The 23,390-nt window shown below is 70.9% G+C and carries 21 protein-coding genes; 18 read left to right on the top strand and 3 right to left on the bottom strand.

Annotation, left to right across the window (positions count from 1 at the left end; genetic code table 11):
- Positions 1–8 precede the first annotated feature (8 nt).
- Both ligA and FHP08_RS05990 read left to right on the top strand, forming a co-directional pair.
- A complete protein-coding gene (gene ligA / locus FHP08_RS05995) occupies positions 9–2,174 on the top strand; it encodes an NAD-dependent DNA ligase LigA (protein ID WP_147703412.1) in 2,166 nt (721 codons plus the stop codon).
- Positions 2,175–2,228: 54 nt separating this feature from the next.
- Positions 2,229–2,981 carry an S-methyl-5'-thioinosine phosphorylase gene (locus FHP08_RS05990; protein WP_147703411.1) on the top strand — a complete coding sequence of 251 codons (753 nt, stop codon included), beginning with the start codon at positions 2,229–2,231 and terminating at the stop codon, positions 2,979–2,981.
- Between the two features lie 137 nt (positions 2,982–3,118).
- Here FHP08_RS05990 and FHP08_RS05985 read toward each other — a convergent pair whose 3' ends face one another.
- Together FHP08_RS05985 and map are read right to left on the bottom strand one after the other, a co-directional pair.
- Positions 3,119–5,671, bottom strand: coding sequence for a [protein-PII] uridylyltransferase (locus FHP08_RS05985; protein ID WP_147703410.1), 2,553 nt, complete (start codon positions 5,669–5,671; stop codon positions 3,119–3,121).
- Between the two features lie 51 nt (positions 5,672–5,722).
- Positions 5,723–6,619, bottom strand: a complete 897-nt coding sequence (gene map, locus FHP08_RS05980) for a type I methionyl aminopeptidase (protein WP_225879066.1) — start codon at positions 6,617–6,619, stop codon at positions 5,723–5,725.
- A gap of 114 nt (positions 6,620–6,733) precedes the next feature.
- On the opposite strand from map, the gene rpsB reads away from it, so the two are divergent.
- The 16 genes from rpsB (at position 6,734) to FHP08_RS05900 (ending at position 22,465) form a co-directional block, all read left to right on the top strand.
- Positions 6,734–7,495: a 30S ribosomal protein S2 gene (rpsB, locus tag FHP08_RS05975; RefSeq protein WP_147703408.1), complete on the top strand. Its 762-nt coding sequence runs from the start codon at positions 6,734–6,736 to the stop codon at positions 7,493–7,495.
- Between the two features lie 142 nt (positions 7,496–7,637).
- Positions 7,638–8,534 (top strand): translation elongation factor Ts, encoded by an 897-nt coding sequence (gene tsf, locus FHP08_RS05970; RefSeq protein WP_147703407.1) that lies wholly within the window; start codon positions 7,638–7,640, stop codon positions 8,532–8,534.
- A gap of 254 nt (positions 8,535–8,788) precedes the next feature.
- The gene (gene pyrH / locus FHP08_RS05965; RefSeq protein ID WP_267285488.1) at positions 8,789–9,496 is read left to right on the top strand and encodes a UMP kinase; all 708 of its coding nucleotides are present in this window, start codon (positions 8,789–8,791) and stop codon (positions 9,494–9,496) included.
- Between the two features lie 22 nt (positions 9,497–9,518).
- Positions 9,519–10,079 (top strand): ribosome recycling factor, encoded by a 561-nt coding sequence (gene frr / locus FHP08_RS05960; protein ID WP_147703405.1) that lies wholly within the window; start codon positions 9,519–9,521, stop codon positions 10,077–10,079.
- Positions 10,080–10,102: 23 nt separating this feature from the next.
- Complete coding sequence (uppS, locus tag FHP08_RS05955; protein WP_147703404.1) at positions 10,103–10,873, top strand: polyprenyl diphosphate synthase; 771 nt, start codon at positions 10,103–10,105, stop codon at positions 10,871–10,873.
- Between the two features lie 10 nt (positions 10,874–10,883).
- Entirely contained in the window at positions 10,884–11,792 is a 909-nt protein-coding gene (locus FHP08_RS05950) for a phosphatidate cytidylyltransferase (RefSeq protein WP_147703403.1), read from the top strand.
- Positions 11,793–11,835: 43 nt separating this feature from the next.
- Positions 11,836–13,014, top strand: coding sequence for a 1-deoxy-D-xylulose-5-phosphate reductoisomerase (gene ispC, locus FHP08_RS05945; RefSeq protein WP_147703402.1), 1,179 nt, complete (start codon positions 11,836–11,838; stop codon positions 13,012–13,014).
- Entirely contained in the window at positions 13,011–14,378 is a 1,368-nt protein-coding gene (gene rseP / locus FHP08_RS05940) for an RIP metalloprotease RseP (protein WP_147703401.1), read from the top strand. Before ispC ends, rseP begins: the two co-directional genes overlap by 4 nt.
- A 3-nt stretch (positions 14,379–14,381) precedes the next feature.
- The gene (gene bamA / locus FHP08_RS05935) at positions 14,382–16,718 is read left to right on the top strand and encodes an outer membrane protein assembly factor BamA (RefSeq protein ID WP_147703400.1); all 2,337 of its coding nucleotides are present in this window, start codon (positions 14,382–14,384) and stop codon (positions 16,716–16,718) included.
- A gap of 146 nt (positions 16,719–16,864) precedes the next feature.
- Positions 16,865–17,392 carry an OmpH family outer membrane protein gene (locus tag FHP08_RS05930; RefSeq protein WP_147703399.1) on the top strand — a complete coding sequence of 176 codons (528 nt, stop codon included), beginning with the start codon at positions 16,865–16,867 and terminating at the stop codon, positions 17,390–17,392.
- Between the two features lie 34 nt (positions 17,393–17,426).
- The gene (gene lpxD, locus FHP08_RS05925) at positions 17,427–18,479 is read left to right on the top strand and encodes a UDP-3-O-(3-hydroxymyristoyl)glucosamine N-acyltransferase (RefSeq protein ID WP_147703398.1); all 1,053 of its coding nucleotides are present in this window, start codon (positions 17,427–17,429) and stop codon (positions 18,477–18,479) included.
- Positions 18,476–18,991 carry a 3-hydroxyacyl-ACP dehydratase FabZ gene (gene fabZ, locus FHP08_RS05920; protein ID WP_222707824.1) on the top strand — a complete coding sequence of 172 codons (516 nt, stop codon included), beginning with the start codon at positions 18,476–18,478 and terminating at the stop codon, positions 18,989–18,991. Before lpxD ends, fabZ begins: the two co-directional genes overlap by 4 nt.
- Before the next feature lie 16 nt (positions 18,992–19,007).
- A complete protein-coding gene (gene lpxA / locus FHP08_RS05915; protein ID WP_147703397.1) occupies positions 19,008–19,787 on the top strand; it encodes an acyl-ACP--UDP-N-acetylglucosamine O-acyltransferase in 780 nt (259 codons plus the stop codon).
- A gap of 14 nt (positions 19,788–19,801) precedes the next feature.
- The gene (gene lpxB / locus FHP08_RS05910) at positions 19,802–20,953 is read left to right on the top strand and encodes a lipid-A-disaccharide synthase (protein WP_147703396.1); all 1,152 of its coding nucleotides are present in this window, start codon (positions 19,802–19,804) and stop codon (positions 20,951–20,953) included.
- Positions 20,954–20,975: 22 nt separating this feature from the next.
- Positions 20,976–21,566: a ribonuclease HII gene (gene rnhB, locus FHP08_RS05905; RefSeq protein ID WP_225879065.1), complete on the top strand. Its 591-nt coding sequence runs from the start codon at positions 20,976–20,978 to the stop codon at positions 21,564–21,566.
- Positions 21,563–22,465, top strand: a complete 903-nt coding sequence (locus tag FHP08_RS05900) for a TrmH family RNA methyltransferase (protein WP_147703395.1) — start codon at positions 21,563–21,565, stop codon at positions 22,463–22,465. The genes rnhB and FHP08_RS05900 overlap by 4 nt, the downstream gene beginning before the upstream one ends.
- Positions 22,466–22,479: 14 nt before the next feature.
- On the opposite strand, the gene ppsR is transcribed toward FHP08_RS05900, so the two are convergent.
- Complete coding sequence (gene ppsR, locus FHP08_RS05895; RefSeq protein ID WP_147703394.1) at positions 22,480–23,310, bottom strand: posphoenolpyruvate synthetase regulatory kinase/phosphorylase PpsR; 831 nt, start codon at positions 23,308–23,310, stop codon at positions 22,480–22,482.
- Between the last annotated feature and the right edge of the window lie 80 nt (positions 23,311–23,390).

Here is a 23,390-nt window from a genome sequence, read left to right as displayed (position 1 = left end):
CCCGTCGCGTGACCGACCATCCCGACCTTGGCAGCCGGCCTGCAGACGATCCGCGTTCGCGGGCCGAGGCCCTTCGCCGCCTGATCGAGCGCTACGACCACGAGTACTACGTGCTCGACGCGCCCACGGTGCCCGATGCCGAGTACGACCGGGTGTTTGTCGAGCTCCAGGCGCTCGAGCGCGAGCACCCGGGGCTCGCGTCGCCCGATTCGCCCACGGCCCGCGTCGGCGGCGTGGTGGCCGGCGGCTTCGAGTCGGTGCGCCACAGCCGGCCGATGCTCTCGCTGTCCAACGCCTTCGACGACGACGCCGTGCGTGGCTTCGACCGGCGCATCCGGGAGCTGCTCGCCGAGGCCGGTGTCGACGCGTCCGGGCTGCGCTACAGCGCCGAGCTTAAATACGATGGACTGGCGGTCAGCCTGCGCTTCGAGCGCGGCCGCCTGGCCCGGGCCGCCACCCGCGGCGACGGGGCGGTCGGCGAGGACGTCACCGCGAACATCCGCACCATCCGTGCGATCCCGCTGCACCTGCACGGCAGCGTGCCCGAAGTGCTCGAGGTGCGCGGCGAGGTGCTGATGTGGCGCGCCGACTTCGAGGCGCTCAATGCCCGTCAGCGCGAGGCGGGCGAGCGCGAGTTCGTCAACCCGCGCAATGCCGCAGCGGGCAGCCTGCGCCAGCTCGATCCGGCGCTGACGGCGCGCCGGCCCTTGCGATTCTTCGCCTACGGCGTAGGCGAGGTCGCCGGCAGCGAGGCCTCCCGGTTGCCCGGCACGCACTCGGGCCTGCTCGACTGGCTCGCCGCCGCCGGCCTGCCGGTAGGGCCGGAGCGGGCCCAGGCCCGCGACGCCGACGACCTGCTCGCCTTCTACCGCCGGATCGGCGAGCGGCGGGCTGCCTTGCCCTACGACATCGACGGCGTGGTCTACAAGGTCGACCGGCGCGACTGGCACGAGCTGCTCGGCTACGTGGCCCGGGCGCCGCGTTTCGCACTGGCCCACAAGTTTCCGGCCGAGGAAGCGGTCACCGATCTGCTGGACATCGAGGTGCAGGTCGGCCGCACGGGAAAGCTCACGCCGGTCGCGCGGCTCGCGCCGGTGTTCGTGGGCGGCGTCACGGTTACCAATGCCACGCTGCACAACGAGGACGAGATCGTCCGCAAGGATCTGATGATCGGCGACCGGGTGGTCGTGCGACGCGCCGGCGACGTGATTCCCGAGGTGGTCCGGGCGCTGCCCCGCGAGGCGCCCGAAGGGCATTACCGCCGCTTCGAGATGCCCCGCGACTGCCCGGTCTGCGGCTCGACAACGGCGCGCGAGGAAGGCGAGGCCGACCGGCGCTGCGTGGCGGGCCTGTTCTGCCCGGCGCAGCGCCGGCAGGCCCTGCTGCACTTCGCGCAGCGCCGCGCGATGGACGTCGACGGCCTGGGCGAGAAGCTGGTCGGCCAGCTGGTCGACGGCGGGCTGGTGCGCACGCCGGCCGACCTGTACCGGCTCGATGCCGCCACGCTGGCCGGCCTGGAGCGGATGGGCGAGAAGTCCGCCGCCAACCTGGTCGAGGCCATCGACCGGTCCCGGGAGACCAGCTTCGCGCGCTTCCTGTTCGCGCTGGGCATCCGCCATGTCGGCGAAGAGGTCGCCCGGCTGCTGGCCGAAGCCTACCCGGACGTCGACGCGCTGATCGCCGAGGACTGGGACGCGCTGACCGCGCGCAAGGCTGCCGTCCAGAAGGAGAACGCCCGGCGCCGCGCGCGCGGCGAGCCGGCCGATCCGGTGCCGCTCGAGGGCGTCGGCCCGGAGATCGTCGACAGCGTGCGGCGCTTCTTCGCCGAGCCGCACAACCAGCAGGTGGTCCGCGCGCTGCTCGATGCGGGCGTACGCTGGGAGCCGGCCGCCGCGCCGGCGGCGGGCGCCTCGGGCGGCGCGGGTCCCGCGCAGGCCGGCGCGCTGCAAGGCAAGACCATCGTGCTCACCGGCACGTTGCCCTCGCTCACCCGGGAACAGGCCGAGACGATGATCCGCCGACACGGCGGCAGCGTCACCGGCTCGGTGTCGCGCAAGACCGATTTCGTCGTGGCCGGCGAAGCCGCCGGCAGCAAGCTGGAAAAGGCCCGCGCCCTCGGGGTCGCGGTCATCGACGAAGCGGCGCTGCGCGCCATGGTCGGCGAGCCCGGCTAGGCCCGGGCTCCCGGGTCGGCCAGGTTCGCGCACCTGAAACGGAGAACTCGAAGAATGCTCGGAATCATCGGCGGCAGCGGGCTCGCCCGGCTGGCTGACCTGGAAAACCCCCGGCGGCGGATCGCCCGCACGCCCTGGGGGGATCCTTCCTGCGCGCTGACCTTCGGCGAGCTCGACGGCCGCGAGATCGCGTTCCTGGCGCGCCACGGCTACGGCCACACGATCGCGCCGCACGAGATCAACTATCGCGCCAACCTGTGCGCGCTGCGCGACGCCGGGGTGGAGGGCGTGATCGCGGTGGCCACGGTGGGCGGCATCGCCCGCGACTGCGGCCCGGGCTGCCTCGTGGTGCCGGACCAGATCATCGACTACACGCATGGGCGCAAGAGCACCTACTTCGAGGGCCCGGACCAGCCGGTCACCCACATCGACTTCACCGAACCCTACGATCCCGCGCTGCGCGCCCGCCTGCTAGGCGCGGCGGCCCGCGCCGGCGAATCGGTGATCGACCATGGCGTCTACGGCTGCTCGCAGGGTCCGAGGCTCGAGACTGCCGCCGAGATCCGCCGGATGGCGCGCGACGGCTGCGACCTGGTCGGGATGACGGGCATGCCCGAGGCGGCGCTCGCCCGCGAGCTGGAGCTGCCCTATGCCGCGCTGTGCGTGGTGGCCAACCACGCGGCAGGCATCGGCGAGAGCGCGCAGCGGATCTCGCTCGAGGCGATCACCGAAGTGCTCGACCAGGCCATGGCCCGCGTTCGACGGATCCTCTCCGAGGCGATCCGCGGCGAGCCGGCAGGGCGCTGAGGGGAAAGCGACCGCGCGAATCGAGAGCGACCGGAAACGGGCCGGCCCGCCAGCCGACCGGGAACGGGAGGCTTGGAGTGCCTGAAGAAATCGGCGAGATCGGGCCGCGCAGGAGATTCATCCGGGCGTTCGGGCGTTCAGGCGCGAAGCGAGTCGAGCAGGTCGGTCTCGAACTGGATCTGCTGGCGCGGGTTCAGCAGGGCAGGGCCTTCGATCAGGAACACGTCCTCGACCCGCTCGCCCAGCGTGGTCACGCGGGCGGTCTCGAGCGTGATCCCGTGCCGGGCGAGCACCAGCGCGATCGCGTACAAGAGGCCGGTGCGGTCGTTGGCGGTGACCGAGAGCAGGAAGTGCTCGCCGCGCTCGTCGGGGCGCAAGTCCACCGTGGGCTCGATCGGGAAGGTCCGCGAGCGCCGGGAGCTGCGCCCGCGCACCGGCGTGGGCAGCGGCGCCCGCCGATCCAGCCAGTCGCACAGCTCGGTCTCGACGAGGGTCAGGATGTCGCGGTACTGGCCGACCTCGCCCAGCGGGTCGACCACCAGGAAGCTGTCCAGCGCCCACCCATCGCGCGTGGTGTGGATCTTGGCGTCGAGCACCGACAGGTTGCGGCTGTCGAAGTAGCCGCACAGCCGCGCGAACAGATCGGGCTGGTCGCGCAGCCACACCACGACCTGGAAGCCTTCGCCGATCGGCGCCACCCGGGTGCGCACCACCGGCCGGTCGGCAGGCTGCCCGGTCAGCACCCGCGCATGCCAGGCGATGTCCTGCGCGTCGTTGCGCAGGAAGTAGCCCATGCCCAGCCGTTTCCAGAAGTCCTCGTAGCGCTCCGGCGCCACCGCGTGCAGGTTCAGCAGGCGGACCGCCTCGGCGCGGCGCGCGTCGAGCCGGCGCTCGCGGGTCGGCGCTTCGCCCTCCAGCGCGCGCTTGGCGGCCCGGTAGAGGTCCTCGAGCAGCTTGGCCTTCCAGGCGTTCCAGACCTTGGGGCTGGTGCCGCGGATGTCGGCCACCGTCAGCAGGTAGAGCGCGGTCAGCCGCTCCTCGGTGCCCACCAGCGACACGAAGCGGGTGATGACCTCGGGGTCGCCCAGGTCCTGCTTCTGCGCGATCGAGGACATGGTCAGGTGGTGCTCGACCAGGAACTCGACCAGCGCGGTGTCGGCCGGCTCCAGGCCGTGCTGGACGCAGAAGCGGCGTGCGTCGACCTTGCCGAGCTTCGAGTGGTCGCCGCCGCGCCCCTTGGCGATGTCGTGGAACAGCGCCGCGATCGTGAGCAGCCAGGGCTTGTCGAAGCCCGCCAGCAGCTGGCTGCAGAACGGGTACTCGTGGGCGTGTTCGGCCATCGCGAAGCGGCGCAGGTTGCGCACCACCATCAGGATGTGCTGGTCCACCGTGTAGACGTGGAACAGGTCGTGCTGCATGCGGCCGACGATCCGGCGGAAGGCCGGCAGATAGCGGCCGAGGACTGACCACTGGTTCATCCGCCGCAGTTCGTGCGTCACGCCGCGCGGCGATTGCAGCAGCTGGAGGAACAGCGCGCGGTTGGACGGGTCGCGCCGGAAGCGCGCGTCGATCCTGGCCCGGGCGTGCCAGAGCGCGCGCAGCGCGCCGGTGGCGATGCCCGAGAGCTCGGAATGGCGCTGCATGGCGAGAAAGCAGCGCAGGATGGCCGACGGATCGCGCTCGAAGAGTTCGGGATCGGCCAGGTCCAGCAGCCCCTGCTTGTCGACGAATTCGCGGTCGATCGGCCGGGCGACCGCGCCGGGCGACGGGAACAGCGCGCCGCGCAGGTTCTGCAGCACCATCGTGTTGAGCTGGGTCACCGTCTTGGCCGACCGGTAGTAGCGCTGCATCAGCTCTTCGGACGACTGGCGGGCCGAGCTGCGGGCCAGGCCCAGGGCCTCGGCGACCCGGGCCTGCAGGTCGAAGAGCAGGCGGTCCTCGTGGCGTCCTGCCAGGATGTGCAGCCAGGCCCGGATTCGCGCGATGCGGCGCTCGTTGGCGCGCAGCTGGGTGGCCTCGCTGGCGGTGATCAGGCCGCGGGCATGGAGCTCGCTCCAGTTCCGGCCGAAGCCGCTGGCCCGCGCGATCCAGCGGATCACCTGCAGGTCGCGCAGGCCGCCCGGGCTCTCCTTGGTGTTGGGCTCCAGGCTGTAGGGGCTGTCGTCGAACTTGGCGTGGCGCTGGCGCATCTCGAGCAGCTTGGCCGAGAAGAACTCGTCGACCTTCAGCGCGGCGTCGAGCTCGCGGCCCAGCGCCTCGTAGCGCTGCCGGCTGCCGGCCAGCAGCCGGCGCTCGAGCAGGCTGGTGCGAACCGTGATGTCGGCCTGCGCCTCGCGCAGGCACTCCTCGGGCGTGCGAACGCTGTGGCCGATCTCCAGCCCGAGATCCCAGCAGGCGCCGATGAACCGCTCCAGGCCCACCGCCGCCGCGCCCTCGGGGCGCTCCGGCACCAGGATCAGCAGGTCGACGTCGGAGTGCGGGTACTGCTCGCCGCGCCCGTAGCCGCCGACCGCGGCCAGCGCGTACTGCCGCGAGGGCGCCAGCAGCCGCCACAGCGCGCAAAGGGTCCGGTCGGTCGCGCGGCCCAGGGCGCGGTGGAGACGGTCCGGATCCTGCGACGCCCGAAAGCCCTCGATCGCGGCGCCGCGATCGCGCTGCCACGCCTCGCGAACGGGCGCGAAATCGGGCATGTCCGCTTGCGGCGGGAGGGCCTCGGCCCGCAGCGCCCGCGCGCCCACGGCTCAGGCGACCGCGGTGAGCGGCTCGGGGCGGGCCGGCGCGCCGGCGGATACCGTGAGCACCTCGAAACCGGTGTCGGTGACCAGCACCGTGTGCTCCCACTGCGCCGACAGGCTGTGGTCCTTGGTCACGATGGTCCAGCCGTCAGCCATCTCGCGGACCTCGCGGCGGCCGGCATTGATCATCGGCTCCACGGTGAAGATCATGCCGGCTTCGAACCGGTCGCCGGTGCCCGGCCGGCCGTAGTGCAGGATCTGCGGCTCCTCGTGGAACTTGCGGCCGATGCCGTGTCCGCAGAATTCGCGGACCACCGAGCAGCCCTGGGCCTCGGCATGGCGCTGGATCGCGTGGCCGATGTCGCCGACCGTGGCGCCCGGGCGCACCTGCTCGATGCCCAGCCACATGCAGTCCCAGGTGACCTGGCACAGCCGGCGCGCGGCGATCGACGCCTCGCCGACCAGGAACATCCGGCTGGTGTCCCCGTGGAAGCCGTCCTTGATGACGGTGACGTCGATGTTGACGATGTCGCCGTTCTTCAGCACCCGGTCGCCGGGAATGCCGTGGCAGACCTGGTGGTTGACCGAGGTGCAGACCGACTTGGGGTAGGGCCGGTAGCCGGGAGGCGCGTAGTTCAGCGGCGCCGGCACGGTGCCCTGCACGCCGACCATGTAGTCGTGGCACAGCCGGTCGAGTTCGCCGGTGGTGACCCCCGGCTTCACGAAGGGCGTGATGTAGTCGAGGACCTCGCTGGCCAGGCGGCCGGCGACCCTCATGGCCTCGATCTCGGAGGCTGTCTTGATGTTGATTGCCATGCTAGAATTATAGGCTTCGCTTTCGGCGGATGGCGCGCATTGTCCATGCGGTGCCTGAGTCGATGGCGAAAATCGCGCGCGCCGCACCTGACGGGTGCCGCCGGCCACCGATCAGCCCGCACAGGCAACCAGCCCGTGCGGGGCCGGTCGGTCCGGCGGCCTTTGCGGCGCGTCAGTCACAACCCTCAGTTGGAGTCTGTCATGTCCGTCACCATGCGGCAAATGCTCGAGGCCGGCGTTCACTTCGGCCACCAGACGCGGTTCTGGAATCCCCGGATGGCCCCGTATATCTACGGCCATCGCAATCGCATCCACATCTTCAATCTCGAGAAGACCCTGGTCATGTACCAGGACTCGATGAAATACCTGCGCCAGCTGGCCGCCAACCGGGGCACCGTGCTGTTCGTGGGCACCAAGCGCTCGGCCCGCGAGACCATCGCCGAGGAAGCCGCGCGCGCCGGCATGCCCTTCGTCGACCAGCGCTGGCTCGGCGGCATGCTGACCAACTTCAAGACGGTCAAGGCCTCGATCAAGCGCCTGAAGGAGATGGAAGCCACGATGGCCGAAGGCGGCCTCGAGAAGATGTCCAAGAAGGAAGGCCTGATGTTCCAGCGCGAGATGGAGAAGCTCGAGCGCAGCCTGGGCGGCATCAAGGACATGGGCGGCCTGCCCGACGCGCTGTTCGTGGTCGACGTCGGCTACCACAAGATCGCGATCACCGAAGCTCAGAAGCTCGGCATCCCGGTCGTGGCGGTGGTCGACACCAACCACTCGCCCGAGGGCATCGATCACGTGATCCCGGGCAACGACGACTCGGCGCGCGCCATCAAGCTCTATGCCCGCGGCGCCGCGGACGCGATCCTCGAAGGTCGCGCCGCCTCGCTGCAGGAGATCGTCAAGACGGCGACCGAAGGCGACGAGGAATTCGTCGAGATCGACGCCGGCGAGGACGAAGAAGCCTGAGCAGTCGCAACCCCGTAGCGGCCGACGGCCGATGAAATCGGCGGCGGGCACGGCCCGCCGGCCGGGGGCGCGGCGGGGCTGTCGGTGACAGCCCCTTTTTTTTACCCGACACGAACACCACGAAACCGAACGGAGTCCAGCAATGGCCGAAATCACTGCAGCCATGGTCAAGGAACTGCGCGAGAAGACCGACGCGCCGATGATGGAGTGCAAGAAGGCGCTCACCGAGGCCGAGGGCGACATGGCCCGCGCCGAGGAGATCCTGCGCGTCAAGCTCGGCAACAAGGCCACCAAGGCGGCCGCCCGGGTGGCCGCCGAAGGCGTGGTCGGCATCCACGTGAGCGCCGACGGTCGCAAGGCGGCCATGGTCGAGCTCAACTGCGAGACCGACTTCGTCGCCAAGAACGACGACTTCCTGAAGCTCGCGAGCGACCTCGCCACCCTGGTGGTCGAGCGCAACCCGGCCGATGTCGAGGCCCTGTCGGCGCTGCCGATGGCAGGCACCACGGTCGACGAGTACCGCAAGACCCTGATCGGCCGGATCGGCGAGAACATGAGCATCCGCCGCTTCGCCCGCATCGAGGCCAAGGGCCGGATCGCCAGCTATCTGCACGGCGGCGCCAGGATCGGCGTGCTGGTCGACCTGGTCGGCGGCGACGAGACCCTGGCCAAGGACCTCGCGATGCACATCGCCGCCAGCAAGCCGAAGGCGCTGTCCAAGGAAGGCGTGCCGGCCGACGAAGTCGAGCGCGAGCGCTCGATCGCCTCGCAGAAGGCTGCCGAGTCGGGCAAGCCGGCCGAGATCGTCGCCAAGATGGTCGAGGGCACCGTCCAGAAGTTCCTGAAGGAGGTCACGCTGCTCGGCCAGATCTTCGTGAAGGATCCGGAAGGCAAGCAGACCATCGAGCAGCTGCTCAAGGCGCGCGGCGCCCAGGTCGCCGCCTTCACGCTGTACGTGGTCGGCGAGGGCATCGAGAAGAAGCAGACCGATTTCGCTGCCGAAGTGGCCGCGCAGGCTGCCGCTGCCGCCGGTCGCTGAGCGAGACGGCAATCGAATTCGCGGGCATCGAAATCGGGCGATAATCGCGAACGGCGGCGCCCTGCCGGGCGCCGACCTCGCGGGCGCCCCGTCGGGCGGCCCGTCCAGGGCGCCCGCCCTCGGGTGCCGCATCGCGAGGATTCGTCCGGTCGCGGAGCCGGCCCAGCCGGCCCGGCGCACCGGTCCACATCGGGAGATCGACTTTGACTGCAGTCGAAAGCCTTGCCGCCCGTCCGGAGCCGCTCGCCGCGCCGATCCCGCATCGGCGGGTGCTGCTCAAGCTCTCCGGTGAAGCCCTGATGGGCGACGATGCCTACGGCATCAATCGCGAGACCATCGAGGCGATGGTCGGCGAGATCGCCAGCGTGGTCGAGCTGGGCGTCGAACTGGCGATCGTCATCGGCGGCGGCAACATCTTCCGCGGCATGGCCGGCGGCGCGACCGGCATGGACCGCGCCACCGCCGACTACATGGGCATGCTGGCCACGGTCATGAACTCGCTGGCGCTGCAGGACGCCCTGCGCCAGAAGGGCGTGGTCGCCCGCGTGCAGTCCGCCCTGAAGATCGAGCAGGTGGTCGAGCCCTACATCCGGCCCAAGGCACTGCGCTACCTCGAGGAAGGCAAGGTCGTCATCTTCGCGGCCGGCACCGGGAATCCCTTCTTCACCACCGACACGGCTGCGGCGCTGCGCGGCGCCGAAATGGGTGTCGAGGTGGTGCTCAAGGCCACCAAGGTCGACGGCGTCTACACCGCGGACCCCATGAAGGACCCGGGGGCCACCCGTTACCAGCGCATCAGCTTCGACGAGGCCATCGGCCGCAACCTGAAGGTCATGGACGCCACGGCCTTCGCGCTGTGCCGCGACCAGAAACTGCCGATCCGCGTGTTCTCGATCTTCAAGGAAGGCGCGCTGCTGCGCGCGGTCCGCGGCGAGGACGAGGGCACGCTGGTCCACGTCTGACACCTTTCTTTCCGGAGGATCCATGAGCGTTGCCGAGGTCAGGAGCACGGCCGAGCAGAAGATGCAGAAGTCGCTGGACGCGATGAAGACCAGCTTCCAGAAGATCCGCACGGGCCGCGCCCACGCGGGCCTGCTCGACCACATCCAGGTCGACTACTACGGCAGCATGGTGCCGCTCTCGCAGGTCGCCAACGTCACGGTGCAGGACGCGCGCACTCTCGGCGTGCAGCCCTGGGAGAAGAAGATGGTCCAGGTCGTCGACAAGGCGATCCGCGAGTCCGATCTCGGCCTGAATCCGGCCACCAGCGGCGACCTGATCCGCGTGCCGATGCCGCCCCTGTCCGAGGAGCGTCGCCGCGAGATGACCAAGATCGCCCGCGGCGATGCGGAGCACGCCAAGGTGGCCGTGCGCAACCTGCGCCGCGACGCAAACGAGCAGCTCAAGAAGCTGCTCAAGGACAAGGCGATCTCGGAAGACGACGAGCGGCGTGCGCAGGAGGACATCCAGAAACTGACCGACCGTTTCGTGGCCGAGATCGACAAGCTGCTCGCGACCAAGGAGCAGGAGATCATGACGGTCTGACCGCCGTCGATCGCGTTCGCTCGATGCCCAGATTTCCCAGCTCGACCCGCGAGGTCCCCGCCACCGGAGGGGTGCCTCGCCATGTCGCGATCATCATGGACGGCAATGGCCGCTGGGCCACCTCGCGCCACCTGCCGAGGGTGGCCGGCCACGCCAGGGGCGTCGACGCGGTGCGGCGCACCGTCGAGGCCTGCGCGCGAGCCGGCGTCGAGTACCTGACCCTGTTCGCGTTCAGCTCCGAGAACTGGCGGCGCCCGGCCGACGAGGTGTCGGTGCTGATGCGCCTGTTCATCACCGCGCTCGAGCGCGAGGTCGGCAAGCTGTCCGACAACGGCATCCGGCTGCGGGTCGTCGGCGACACCAGCCGCTTCGAGCCGCGGCTGCAGGAGCTGATCGGACAGGCCGAGGCGCGCACGGCCGCCAACAGCCGGCTGACCCTCACCGTGGCGGCCAATTACGGCGGGCGCTGGGACCTGGTCCAGGCCACCCGGGCGCTGCTGGCGGCCCGGCCCGAGCTCGCCGCCGAGCCCTCGCGCATCGCCGAGGACGACATCGCGGCGCACCTGGCCATGGCCTGGGCGCCCGAGCCCGACCTGTTCATCCGCACCGGCGGCGAGCAGCGAATCAGCAACTTCCTGCTCTGGCAGCTCGCCTACACCGAGCTCTATTTCACCGACACCTGGTGGCCCGACTTCGACCAGGCCGAGCTCGAGCGCGCCTTCGAGTCCTTTCGCGCCCGCGAGCGCCGCTTCGGCCGCACCAGCGCCCAGCTGGCGGCCGGCGCGCAGGCCTGAGCGCGCACCAATGCTGCGCCAGCGCGTCATCACGGCCCTGGTCCTGCTGGCCGTCCTGCTGCCGACCCTCTTCTGGTGGCCCGCCTGGACCTGGGCCGCGCTGACCCTCGCCTTTCTGGCCGTGGGCGCGCGCGAGTGGGCGGGGCTGCTGGCGATCGCCCGGGCGGCATCGGCGCGGCCTCCGGGCGCCGGCGCGTCAGGACCCGGCAGCGCCGGCCTGCCGGTGCGCTCCGTGGGGCGAAGCGCCTGGCCGGTCGGGCTGGCGGTCGTGGCGATCGGCCTCGCGCTGCTCGCCTGGCGGGCGGCCGCGGGCTGGCCGGAGTGGTTCGGTCTGGCGCTGTCCGCGCTCGCCACCGGCTGGTGGTGCCTGGCCGGCCCGGCGCGACTCGCGCAGCATCGGGCCGGGGGCGGCGGCACGCCGCTGGCCGCCTTCCTGCTGCTCGCCTGCTGGGTGGCGCTGATCGAGCTTCACGCGCGCGGCCCGGTCGTGCTGCTGGCTGCCATGGCCATCGTCTGGATCGCCGACATCGCCGCGTATTTCGTGGGTAGGGCGATCGGCCGGCGCAAGCTGGCGCCGGCGATCAGCCCCGGCAAGAGCTGGGAGGGCGCGCTCGGCGGCGCGCTGGCAGTCGTGCTGGCGGGCTGGGCGGTCGCCGTCTTCGCGGGGCAGGGCGGGGCGCTGTCGGCCACGCTCGCGGCGCGGCTCTTCGACGCCTCGGCGGTGCTGGCGGTGCCGGTTCTGCTGGCGCTCGCCGCGCTGTCGGTCGTCGGCGACCTGCACGAGTCGCTGCTCAAGCGCGAGGCCGGCGTCAAGGACAGCGGCACGCTGCTGCCCGGCCATGGCGGCGTGCTCGACCGGATCGATGCGCTGATCCCGGTCATGCCTGCGGTATCGTTGCTGCACCGGCTGCTCGGTTGATCGGCCAGCCATCCGCCGCTCCGGCCGCACACCCCGTTCCAAGATGATCCATCTCACGATCCTCGGCGCCACCGGCTCGATCGGGCGCAGCACGCTCGACGTGGCGGGGCGGCACCCGGACCGCTACCGGGTGTTCGCGCTCGGTGCGCAGCGCCAGCACGAGCTGCTGGCCGAGCAGTGCCTGCGCTTCGCGCCGCGCTACGCGGTGCTGGCCGACGAGGCTGCCGCGGCCCGCCTGCGCGAGCGCCTGGCGGCTGCGGGCAGCGGCACCGAGGTCCTGGCCGGGCCGCGCGCCCTGATCGAGGTCGCCGCGGCCGCCGAGGTCGACGCGGTGATGGCCGCCATCGTCGGCGCCGCCGGCCTCGAGGCCGCGATCGCCGCGGCACGCGCGGGCAAGCGGATCCTGCTGGCCAACAAGGAGTCGCTGGTGATGGCCGGCCAGGTCTTCCTGTCGGCCTGCGCCGCCGGCGGCGCCTCGGTGCTGCCCATCGACAGCGAGCACAACGCGGTGTTCCAGTGCCTGCCTCCCGGCGGGCGCGCCGACGGCCCCGGCATCCGTCGCATCCTGCTGACCGCCTCCGGCGGCCCCTTCCGGCGCGCCAGCGCCGCCGAGATGGCCCAGGCCACGCCGGAGCAGGCCTGCGCGCATCCGAACTGGTCGATGGGCCGCAAGATTTCCGTCGATTCCGCGACGATGATGAACAAGGGTCTCGAGCTGATCGAGGCACATTTCCTGTTCGGCTTGCCCGGTTCGCGATTGGATGTCGTCGTGCATCCGCAGAGCATCGTGCATTCGCTGGTCGAGTATGCCGACGGGTCCATGCTGGCCCAGCTCGGCAACCCGGACATGCGCACGCCGATCGCCCATGCGCTCGCGTATCCCGAGCGGATCGAGAGCGGCGTGTCGCCGCTCGATCTCGCCCGTATCGGCAGACTGGATTTCGAGGAACCGGACATGGAACGCTTTCCCTGCCTCAGGCTGGCCCACCAGGCGCTCGACGCCGGCGGCGGCGCGCCCTGCGTGCTCAACGCCGCGAACGAGGTCGCGGTCGAGGCCTTCCTGGCGCGCCGCATCGGCTTCGCCGGCATCGCGCAACTGAATGCCCGCGTCCTCGACAAGCTCGGCGACCGGCCCGCGGGCGCCGACGTCGAGTCGGTGCTGGCGCTGGATCGCGACAGCCGCCGCGCGGCCGGCGCGCTCCTCGAGCGAGTCGCGGCATGAGCGGGCTGCAGACCCTGGTCGCCTTCCTGGCGGCACTCACCCTGCTGATCTTCGTCCACGAGCTCGGGCACTACCTGGTGGCGCGCTGGTGCGGGGTCAAGGTGCTGCGCTTCTCGATCGGATTCGGCAAGCCGCTTGCGCGCTGGCACGTCGGCCCCGACCGGACCGAGTGGACGCTCGCGATGATCCCGCTGGGCGGCTACGTCCGCATGCTCGACGAGCGCGAGTCGCAGGATTCGCCCATCCCGGCCGGCGAGCTCTCGCGCGCCTTCAGCCGCAAGCCGCTGTCGCAGCGCGCCGCGATCGTGGCGGCCGGCCCGCTGGCCAACTTCCTGCTCGCGATCCTGCTCTACGCGGTGCTGGGCTGGGTCGGCGTCGACGAGCCCGCGCCGATCGTCGACAAGCCGGCGGTCGAGACGCCGGCGGCGCGCGCCGGGCTGGCGCGCGGCGACCGGATCCTGTCGGTCGACGGCGACGAGGTACGCTCCTGGAACGAGCTGCGGCTGGCCCTGCTCGATCCGCTGATCGAGCGTCGCGCCGCGCAATTGACGGTCCAGCGCGAGGGTGGGGCAGGCAGCGGCACGCTTGCGCTCGATCTGTCCGGCATGTCCGAGCGCGATGCCGAGCGCGACTTCCTCGGCCTGATGGGCCTTCGGCTCGCGGCCGGCAAGGTGGTCGTGGGTTCGCTGGTCGAAGGCGGCGCCGCCCTGAGCGCCGGGCTGGCGCCGGGCGACGAGCTGGTGTCGGTGAACGGCGCACCGGTGGGGCGTGCCATCGACCTGATCGACGCGGTCAAGGCCAATCCCGGGCGCCAGATCCAGATCGTGGTGCGCCGCGGCGCCGACGAGATCGCCTTGCCGGTCGTGCCCCAGGCCGTGGCGGGCGAGGGCGCCGACGCAGGCCGCACCATCGGCCGGATCGGCGCCGCGCTGCAGGACCGGGTGAAGATGGAAACGCTGCGTTACGGCCCGCTGGAGGCCTTGTGGCAGGGCACACGCCAGACCTGGGACATGTCGGTGTTCACGCTGCGCATGCTGGGCCGCATGCTGACCGGCGAATTGTCGATCCGCAACCTGAGCGGGCCGGTGACCATCGCAGACCTGGCCGGCCAGTCGGCGCGCGTGGGCTGGTTCGCCTACCTGAGTTTCCTCGCGCTCATCAGCATCAGCCTGGGCGTGCTCAATCTGCTCCCCGTGCCGGTCCTCGACGGAGGGCATTTGGTATATTACGGACTCGAGGCAGTGAAGGGCAGGCCGCTGTCCGAGCGCTTCATGGTCGTCACGCAAAAAGCCGGCCTCGCGATCATCATGCTGATGATGGCAGTGGCCCTGTTCAATGACATCAGCCGCCTGATCGGTTCCTGATCCATGCCATTCCTACGTAGCCGCCTGCGGCGCGGCCGCAGCGCGGTACGTCTGGCGATCGTCTCCGCCGTCGCGCTGCTTGCAGCCAGGGCCGCCTTCGCCTTCGATCCTTTCGTCGTCCGCGACATCCGCATCGAAGGCGTTCAGCGCACCGAGCCGGGCACGGTCTTCAGCTACCTGCCGGTCAAGGTCGGCGAGCGGCTCACCGAAGAGGGGGCCAGCGAGGCCGTGCGCGCGCTGTTCGCCACCGGCTTCTTCCGCGACGTGCGCCTCGAGGTCGACGGCGACGTGCTGGTCGTCTACGTCGAGGAACGCCCCGCGATCGCTTCGGTGGACGTGGTCGGCGCCAAGGAGTTCGACAAGGAAGCCCTCAAGAAGGTACTGCGCGACCAGGGCCTGGGCGAGTCGCTGATCTTCGACCGCAGCGTGCTCGAGCGCGCCGAGCAGGAGCTCAAGCAGCAATACCTGGCGCGCGGCCGTTACGCCGCGAGCGTCACCTCCACGATCACCCCGCTCGAGCGCAACCGAGTCGGCATCGTGCTCACCGTCGACGAGGGCGATGTCGCCCGGATCGGCGCGATCCGCTTCGTGGGCAACAAGGCCTTCACCGAGAAGCAGCTGCTCGACGAGATGCGGCTCACCACGCCGAACTGGTTCACCTGGTACTCGAAGGCCGACCAGTATTCGCGCGAGAAGTTCGCCGGCGACCTCGAAACCCTGCGCTCCTTCTATCTCGACCGCGGCTACCTCGAGTTCGAGGTCCAGTCCACGCAGGTGTCGATCACGCCCGATCGCGAGCGGGTCGAGCTCACGATCGCCATCCGCGAGGGCGAGCAGTACCGGGTCAAGGACGTCGGTTTCGGCGGCACGCTGCTGGGCCGCGAGGCCGAATTCGCGGAGCGGGTCACGCTGAAGCCTGGCGACGTGTTCTCGGGCTCGAAGCTGACCGAGTCCACCAAGCGGATTTCCGACCGGCTGGGCGAGCTCGGCTACGCCTTCGCCAACGTCAACGCGGTGCCGACCATCGATCGCGACAATCGCGAGGTCTCCTTCCAGATCCTGGTCGACCCGGCGCGCCGGGTCTACGTGCGCCGGATCAACGTGGCCGGGAACTCGCGCACCCGCGACGAGGTCATCCGCCGCGAACTGCGCCAGTTCGAGGATGCCTGGTACGACGCCGACAAGATCCGGCTCTCGCGCGAGCGGGTGAGCCGGCTCGGCTACTTCACCGACGTGCGCATCGACACGCAGCCAGTGCCCGACGCGCCCGACCAGGTCGACCTGAACGTGGTGGTCACCGAGCAGCCGACCGGCAACGTCACCTTCGGCGTGGGCTTCTCCAGCACCGAGAAGGTGATCCTGTCGGCGTCGCTGAACCAGCAGAACTTCATGGGCACCGGCAAGTCGTTGGGCCTGACCGTCAACACCAGCAAGTTGTTCCGCACGGTCGCGCTGTCCTACGTCGATCCTTACTTCACGCCGGACGGCGTGAGCCGGGCATTCGATCTCTACACCCGCACCTACAACGCGAGCGAGCTCGACCTGGGCGACTACCGGATCCGTTCGAGCGGCATCGGCCTGCGTTTCGGCGTCCCCTACACCGAGTACGACCGCCTGTCCTTCGGCCTGGTGGCCGAGCGCAACGACGTCAAGCTCGGCACGCTCGCGCCGTCGCGCTACATCCAGCAGGTGGCGAACTTCGGCGAATCGGCCAGCGCGCTGCTGGCCACTGCCGGCTGGGCGCGCGACAGCCGGGACAGCGCGCTGATCCCCACGCGCGGTCGCCTGCAGAGCGCCACCCTCGACGTGACCCTGCCGGTGGGCGACCTGCGCTACTGGCGCGCCGCCTACAAGCACGAGTGGTACTACCCGCTGAACCGCGACTACACGATCGCGCTCTACGGTGACCTGGGCTTCGGCCGGGCGTTCGGCGGCAACCCGTATCCGCTGTTCAAGAACTTCTACGCCGGCGGCATCGGTTCGGTGCGCGGCTACTACCCGTCCTCGCTGGGTCCGAAGGACTTCGAGCAGCTGCTCAACGGCGGCTTCCGCGAGGTGCCGCTGGGGGGCCAGTCGAGGGTGGTCGGCAGCGCCGAGTTCATCTTCCCCTTGCCCGGAACCGGCAGCGACCGCACGATCCGGACCTTCGTGTTCCTCGACGCCGGCAACGTGTTCGAGGGCACCTCGATCGACCTCGGAGACCTGCGCTACTCCGCCGGTCTCGGCCTGAGCTGGCTGTCGCCGATCGGTCCGCTCAAGCTCAGCGTCGCCTTCCCGATCAACAAGGAAACCGGCGACCGCACCCAGCGCCTGCAGTTCCAGGTCGGCACCGGTTTCTGAGGTCCGGTTGCCGGGCGGGGCTGCCGCGCCGAGGGGCGGAACCCCGGTTGACGGCGCCGCGTCATCGCGCCGGCGCCTCGGGGGGCGGCGGCGCTTCTGTGCGACAATCGCCGCTTGATCGCTCACGCATGTAGGGACCACCGTCGATGAAGAACGGATCACCGTCCGCCCGGATTCTGAAGTTGGTTGCGGCCGCCGCGCTCGCCGCGACCGCATCGTTCGCCGTCGCCCAGGAAGGCACGCGGATCGGCTTCGTCAACACCGAGCGCATCCTGCGCGATGCCGCCCCGGCCAAGGCTTCGCAGCAGAAGCTCGAGCAGGAGTTCAGCCGACGCGAGAAGGAGCTGCAGGACATGGCCGCGCGCCTGAAGTCCATGGGCGAGCGCATCGACCGCGATGGCGCCGTCATGTCGGACGGCGATCGCCAGCGCCGGCAGCGCGAGTATGCCGACGTCGAGAAGGAATTCCAGCGCAAGCAGCGCGAGTTCCGCGAAGACCTCAACCAGCGCCGCAACGAGGAACTCGCCCAGGTCATCGAGAAGGCGAACCGGGTCATCAAGCAGATCGCCGAGCAGGAGAAGTACGACATCATCCTCCAGGAGGCCGTCTTCGCGAGCCCGCGTATCGACATCACCGAGAAGGTGCTGCGCGCGCTCACTTCGGGCGGCAAGTGAGCTTCGGCTCTGCGGCAACGCGGGGCGCGCGGCAATGGAACTGAGGCCCGGTCTGAGCCTTGCGGCGGCGGCCGGGATCGCCCGGGCGCGCATCCTGCGCGGAGACCCCGATCGGCTGCTGCGCGGCCTGGCGACACTGGCCTCGGCCGGACCGGCCGATCTTTCCTTTCTCTCCGATTCCCGCTACGCGGCGCAGGCCCGCGACAGCGCTGCCGGTGCGATCATCGCCCGGGAATCCGACGCCAGCGGGCTGCCGGCAGGCTGCGCCGTGCTGGCGAGCGACGACCCCTATCGCGCCTTCGCGACGCTCGCGCGCGAGCTCGAGGCCATGCTGCGCCCCGCGAGCGCGCCCGGCTGCGAGCCCTCGGCGGTGGTGGCGCCCGACGCCCGGATCGGCAGCGGCGTCAGCATCGGCGCCCAGGTGGTGATCGGCGCGGGGGCGAGCATCGGCAAGGGGGCGTCGATCGGTCCCGGTTCGGTGGTCGGGGCCGGCGTGAGCATCGGGGCCGGCACGGTCCTGCACGCGCGCGTGACGATCTACGACGCTTGCACGATCGGCGAGCGCTGCATCCTGCACTCGGGCGCGGTGATCGGCGCCGACGGCTTCGGATTCGCGTCGGCCGAGGGGCGCTGGGAGAAGATCCCGCAGCTCGGCGCCGTGCGCATCGGCAACGACGTCGAGATCGGCGCCAACACCACGATCGACCGCGGCGCGCTCGACGACACGGTGATCGGTGACGGCTGCAAGCTCGACAACCAGATCCAGATCGGCCACAACGTGCGGATCGGCGAGCACAGCGCGCTCGCCGGCTGCGTGGGCGTGGCCGGCAGCGCGGTGATCGGACGCCGGTGCCGGATCGGCGGCGGCGCCGGCATCCTGGGGCACCTCGAGATCTGCGACGACGTGACGGTTTCGGCGATGAGCCTGGTCACCCGCACGATCCGGCAGCCGGGCTTCTACACCGGCGTGTTCCCGCTGATGGACAATGACGACTGGGAGCGCGCGGCCGCCGTGCTGCGACGACTGCCCGAACTGCGCACCCGGGTGCGCAGGCTCGAACGAACCGACGAGGACAACACCCGATGACAGTCATGGACATTCGCGCCATCCTGGAACACCTGCCGCATCGCTATCCGTTCCTGCTGGTCGACCGGGTGCTCGAGCTCGAGAAGGGCAAGCGGATCGTGGCGATCAAGAACGTCACGATCAACGAGCCGTACTTCACCGGACACTTTCCCTACCTGCCGGTGATGCCCGGCGTGCTGCAGATCGAGGCGCTCGCGCAGGCCGCCGGCATCCTGTCCTTCCAGACCATGGGCCGGGTGTCGGACCAGGGCTCGGTCTACTACTTCGTCGGCGTTGACAATGCGCGCTTCAAGCGCCCGGTGGTCCCCGGCGACCAGCTTCGGCTCGAGGTCGAGATCGTGCGGATCGCCCGCTCGATCTGGAAATACGCCGGCCGCACCACGGTCGACGGCCAGCTGTGCGCCGAGGCCGAGTTGATGTGCACGCTGCGGGAGATCGACGGGTCCAACGGGGGCGGAAATCCGGGCGGCGCCGGCCCCGACGGCGGCGCGACGCCGGCGGCTTCGGCCTGAACCGCGCGGCCTGGCGATGAGCGGCGCGCAGCGCATCCACCCCACGGCGATCGTCGACCCGGCCGCCGAGCTCGACACCTCGGTCGAGGTCGGCGCCTATGCGGTGATCGGCGCAAGCGTGAAGATCGGCGCGAACACCCGGATCGGCCCGCACGCGGTGATCGAGGGACCTGCCACGATCGGTCGCGACAACCGGATCTTCCAGTTCGCGTCGATCGGCGCCGACCCCCAGGACAAGAAGTACGCCGGCGAACCGACCTCGCTCGAGATCGGCAACGGCAACACGATCCGCGAGTTCGTCACGATCAACCGCGGCACCGCGCAGGACCGCGGCGTGACCACGCTGGGCGACGACAACTGGGTCATGGCCTGCGTGCACATCGCGCACGACTGCCTGATCGGCAGCCACGCCATCTTCGCCAACACCACGAACCTGGCCGGCCACGTGCAGATCGGCGACTGGGTGATCCTCGGGGGATGCACGCAGGTCCACCAGTTCTGCAAGATCGGCGCGCACGCGATGACCGGCGTCAGCTCGGTGGTGCTTCACGACATCCCGCCTTTCGTGATGGCCTCGGGCAGCAGCGCGCAGGCCCACGGCATCAACTCCGAGGGCCTGCGCCGGCGCGGCTTCTCGGCCGACCGGATCAACGCGATCCGGCGCGCCTATCGCACGCTCTACCGCTCGGGCCACACGCTGCAGGAGGCGATCGCCGCGCTGCGCGTCGAGCCCGGCCCCGACGTCGCCGCGCTGGTCGCCTTCCTCGAAGGCGCGACCCGCGGGATCGTCCGCTGAGCGGCGCCGCGCCGATGGCCGGACTCCGGCTCGGCATGGTGGCCGGCGAGGCCTCGGGCGACCTGCTTGCGGCCTCCGTGCTCGACGGCCTGTCGGCCCGCACGGACGCGCTGGATGCCCGAGGCATCGGCGGGCCGCAGATGCGCCATGGCGGCTTCGACGCCTGGTGGACCACCGATGCCTTGTCGGTCAACGGTTACATCGAGGTGCTGCGCGAGTACCCGCGCCTGAAGCGGATGCGCGACTCGCTGCGAGAGCGCCTGCTCGAATGGCGCCCCGACGTGTTCGTGGGGGTCGACGCGCCCGACTTCAACCTGGACCTCGAGCTCGCGCTGCGCGAGCGCGGCCTGCGCACCGTGCACTTCATCGGCCCGTCGATCTGGGCCTGGCGGGCCGGGAGAATCGAGCGCATCCGGCGCGCGGTGGACCACGTGCTGCTGATCTTTCCCTTCGAGGAGGAGATCTACCGCAAGGCCGGGATCCCCGCGACCTACGTGGGCCACCCGCTCGCCGATCGCATTCCCGAGGGGGTCGACACCGAAGGCGCCCGCCGCGCGCTCGGGCTGTTTCCCGGCGGCGGGCCGGTCGTGGCGCTCATGCCGGGCAGCCGGGGCGGCGAGGTCGAGCGCCTCGGGCCGGATTTCCTGCGCACCGCGGCCTGGCTGCACTTGCGCCGGCCCGACATCCGATTCCTGTTGCCGGCGGCCTCCGACCGGTTGTTCGAGCGGCTCAGGGAGATGGCCACGGCGCTGAAGCTGCCGGCCACCCTCCCGCTCACGCTGGTCAGCGGCCGCTCGCACGAGGTCATCGCCGCGGCCGACACGGTCCTGGTCGCCAGCGGCACCGCCACGCTCGAGGTGGCGCTGATGCGCAAGCCGATGGTGATCGCCTACCGGCTGGCCTGGTTGAGCTACCGGATCATGCGGCGGATGGCTTTGCTGCCGTGGATCGGGCTGCCCAACATCCTGAGCCGCGAGTTCATCGTGCCCGAGTTCGTGCAGGCGGCGGTCAGGCCGGAAGCGCTCGGCCAGGCCCTGCTCGCGCAGCTCGACGACGACGCCGGGCGCGAGGCGATCGCCCGGCGCTTCGCCGACCTGCACGGACAGTTGCGGCGCGACTGCGCCTCGCGGGCGGCCGAGCGCATCCTGGAGATCGGCGGTGGCTGAGCGGCCCGCGACGCACGGCCAGCTGTCGCTTGGCCTGCCTGCGCGCGAGGGCCCGGTGTGCGGCGTCGACGAGGCCGGGCGAGGGCCGCTTGCCGGGCCGGTGTACGCGGCTGCGGTCGTGCTCGACCCCGGCGCGCCGGTGGCAGGCCTGCGCGACTCCAAGGCGCTTTCGGCGCGCGCGCGCGAGTCGATCGCCGGGGCGATTCGCGAGCGGGCGCTGGCCTGGTCGGTGGCCAGCGCCAGCGCAGCCGAGATCGACGCGTTGAACATCCTGCAGGCGACGATGCTGGCGATGCGCCGCGCGGTCGACGGCCTGGGCTTGCGTCCGGCGCTTGCGCGCGTCGACGGCAATCGGGCGCCGGTGCTGGCCTGCGCAGTGGAGACCCTGGTGCGCGGCGATGCGCTGGACCCCGCGATCTCGGCAGCCTCCATCCTGGCGAAATGCGCGCGCGACGCGCAGATGGACGCCTTGCACGAGCGTTTCCCGCAGTACCGCTTCGATCTGCACAAGGGCTACCCGACCGCGCTGCACCTGGCGCTGCTGCGCGAGCACGGGCCCTGTCCCGAGCATCGGCGCAGCTTCGCGCCGGTGCGCAAGCTGGAGCAGGCATGAAGCGGATCGAGTCGGCGGCGAACGAGACCTTCCGCGAGCTGCTCGCGCTCGCGGGCTCGGCGCGCGAGCGGCGCAGGCTCGGCCTGTCGGTGATCGAGGGCGTGCACCTGCTCGAGGCCTGTCTCGCCCGGAGCGGGGCGCCCCGGCAGATCTTCCTGCCGGCGCGCACCGCGGAGGCCGTCGCGGCCGCCGGCCGCGACATGTCGGGCCCCGGCGTGGCAGGGGCCGCGCGAGCCGGCGCCCCGGACGCCGCGCAAGCCGGCGCGGGAGGCACCATCGCCGAGATCGCCGCCTTGCTCCATGCGACCGGCCTGACGCCGGTCGTGCTGGCCGACCGCTTGTTCGCGCAGGCCAGCCAGGTCGAGCACGGGCCGGGGCCGATCGCCCTGGTGGACACGCCGCGACCGGTGCTGCCCGACCGACTGGTCGACGACGCGGTCTATCTCGATCGCGTGCAGGACCCGGGCAACGCCGGCACCGTGCTGCGCACCTGCGCCGCGGTGGGCGTTCGGCGCGTGATCACCTCGCCGGGCACCGCCTTCTGCTGGTCGCCCAAGGTGCTGCGCGCGGCCATGGGCGCCCACTTCCATCTGGACATCCACGAAGGCGTGCCGCCGGCCGAGCTGCTCGCCAGGCTCGCGGTCGAGGCCGTCGCCACCACGGCCGATGCGCCGACCGGCCTCTGGCAGGCCGACTTGCGCGGCCCCAGGGTCTGGCTGCTCGGCAACGAAGGGCAGGGGCTCGAGGCCGCGCTGCTGTCCGCCCCGGGCGTGCGCCGGGTGTCGATCCCGCAGTCCCACGCGGTCGAGTCGCTCAACGTGGGCGTGGCCGCCGCGGTGTGCCTCTACGAGCAGCTGAGGCAACGCGCAGCGCCGACGCCGGATCGGGCAGTGCAGTAGCCCTGTCCGCGCGCTCAGCGCTCGGCGAGCTGCTGCAGCACCGTCGTCGCGATCTCCTCGATCGACTTGGTGGTCGTCGACAGCCAGTGGATGCCCTCGCGGCGCATCATCGACTCGGCCTCGGCGACCTCGTAGCGGCAGTTGTCCAGGGCCGCGTAGCGGCTGCCCGGCCGTCGCTCCTGACGCACCTCGGCCAGCCGCTCGGGCGCGATCGAGAGCCCGAACAGCTTGGCCTTGTGCCGGTACAGCTCGTCGGGCAGCCGGCCGCGGTCGAAGTCCTCGGGAATCAGCGGGTAGTTGGCGGCCTTGATGCCGTGCTGCATCGCCAGGTACAGGCTGGTGGGCGTTTTGCCGCATCGCGAGACCCCCACCAGGATCACGTCCGCCTGATGCAGCTCGCTGTGCTGCTGGCCGTCGTCGTGCGCCAGCGAGAAGTTGATCGCCGCGATGCGGTTGCGGTAGGCCTCCGAGTCGGCGGCCGCGTGGGAGCGCCCCATCCGGTGGGAGGAGCGCACGCCGAACTCCACCTCGAGCGGCTCCACGAAGGTCGCGAACAGGTCGAGGAAGCGGCAGTTGGCCTGCCTGACCACGTCGTTGATGGCCGAGTCGACCAGCGTGCTGAAGACGATCGGCCGGTGCCGGTCGACGCGGCCCTGCCGCTCGATCCGCTCGACCGCCTCGTGGGCCTTTTCGGTGGAGTCGATGAAGGGCAGGCGGACTGTCCGCAGGCGCAGGTCCTCGAACTGGCTGAGCAGCGAATGGCCGAAGGTCTCGGCAGTGATGCCGGTGCCGTCGGACAGGTAGAACACGGTGCGGTCGTAGCGGGTATCGCCGGTGTCGGGCATCGCAGGTCCGGTCGGAAAGGTTCGTCGCAGCCTGCATTCTGACGCGTGGCGCCCGAACGCGCGCGGCCGGGACGGGAGCG

It is taken from the genome of Zeimonas arvi (assembly GCF_008039575.1).
Lineage (GTDB): Bacteria > Pseudomonadota > Gammaproteobacteria > Burkholderiales > Burkholderiaceae_E > Zeimonas > Zeimonas arvi.
Note: the sequence above shows the minus strand (reverse complement) of the source record. Positions and strands in the feature narration are given on the sequence as shown.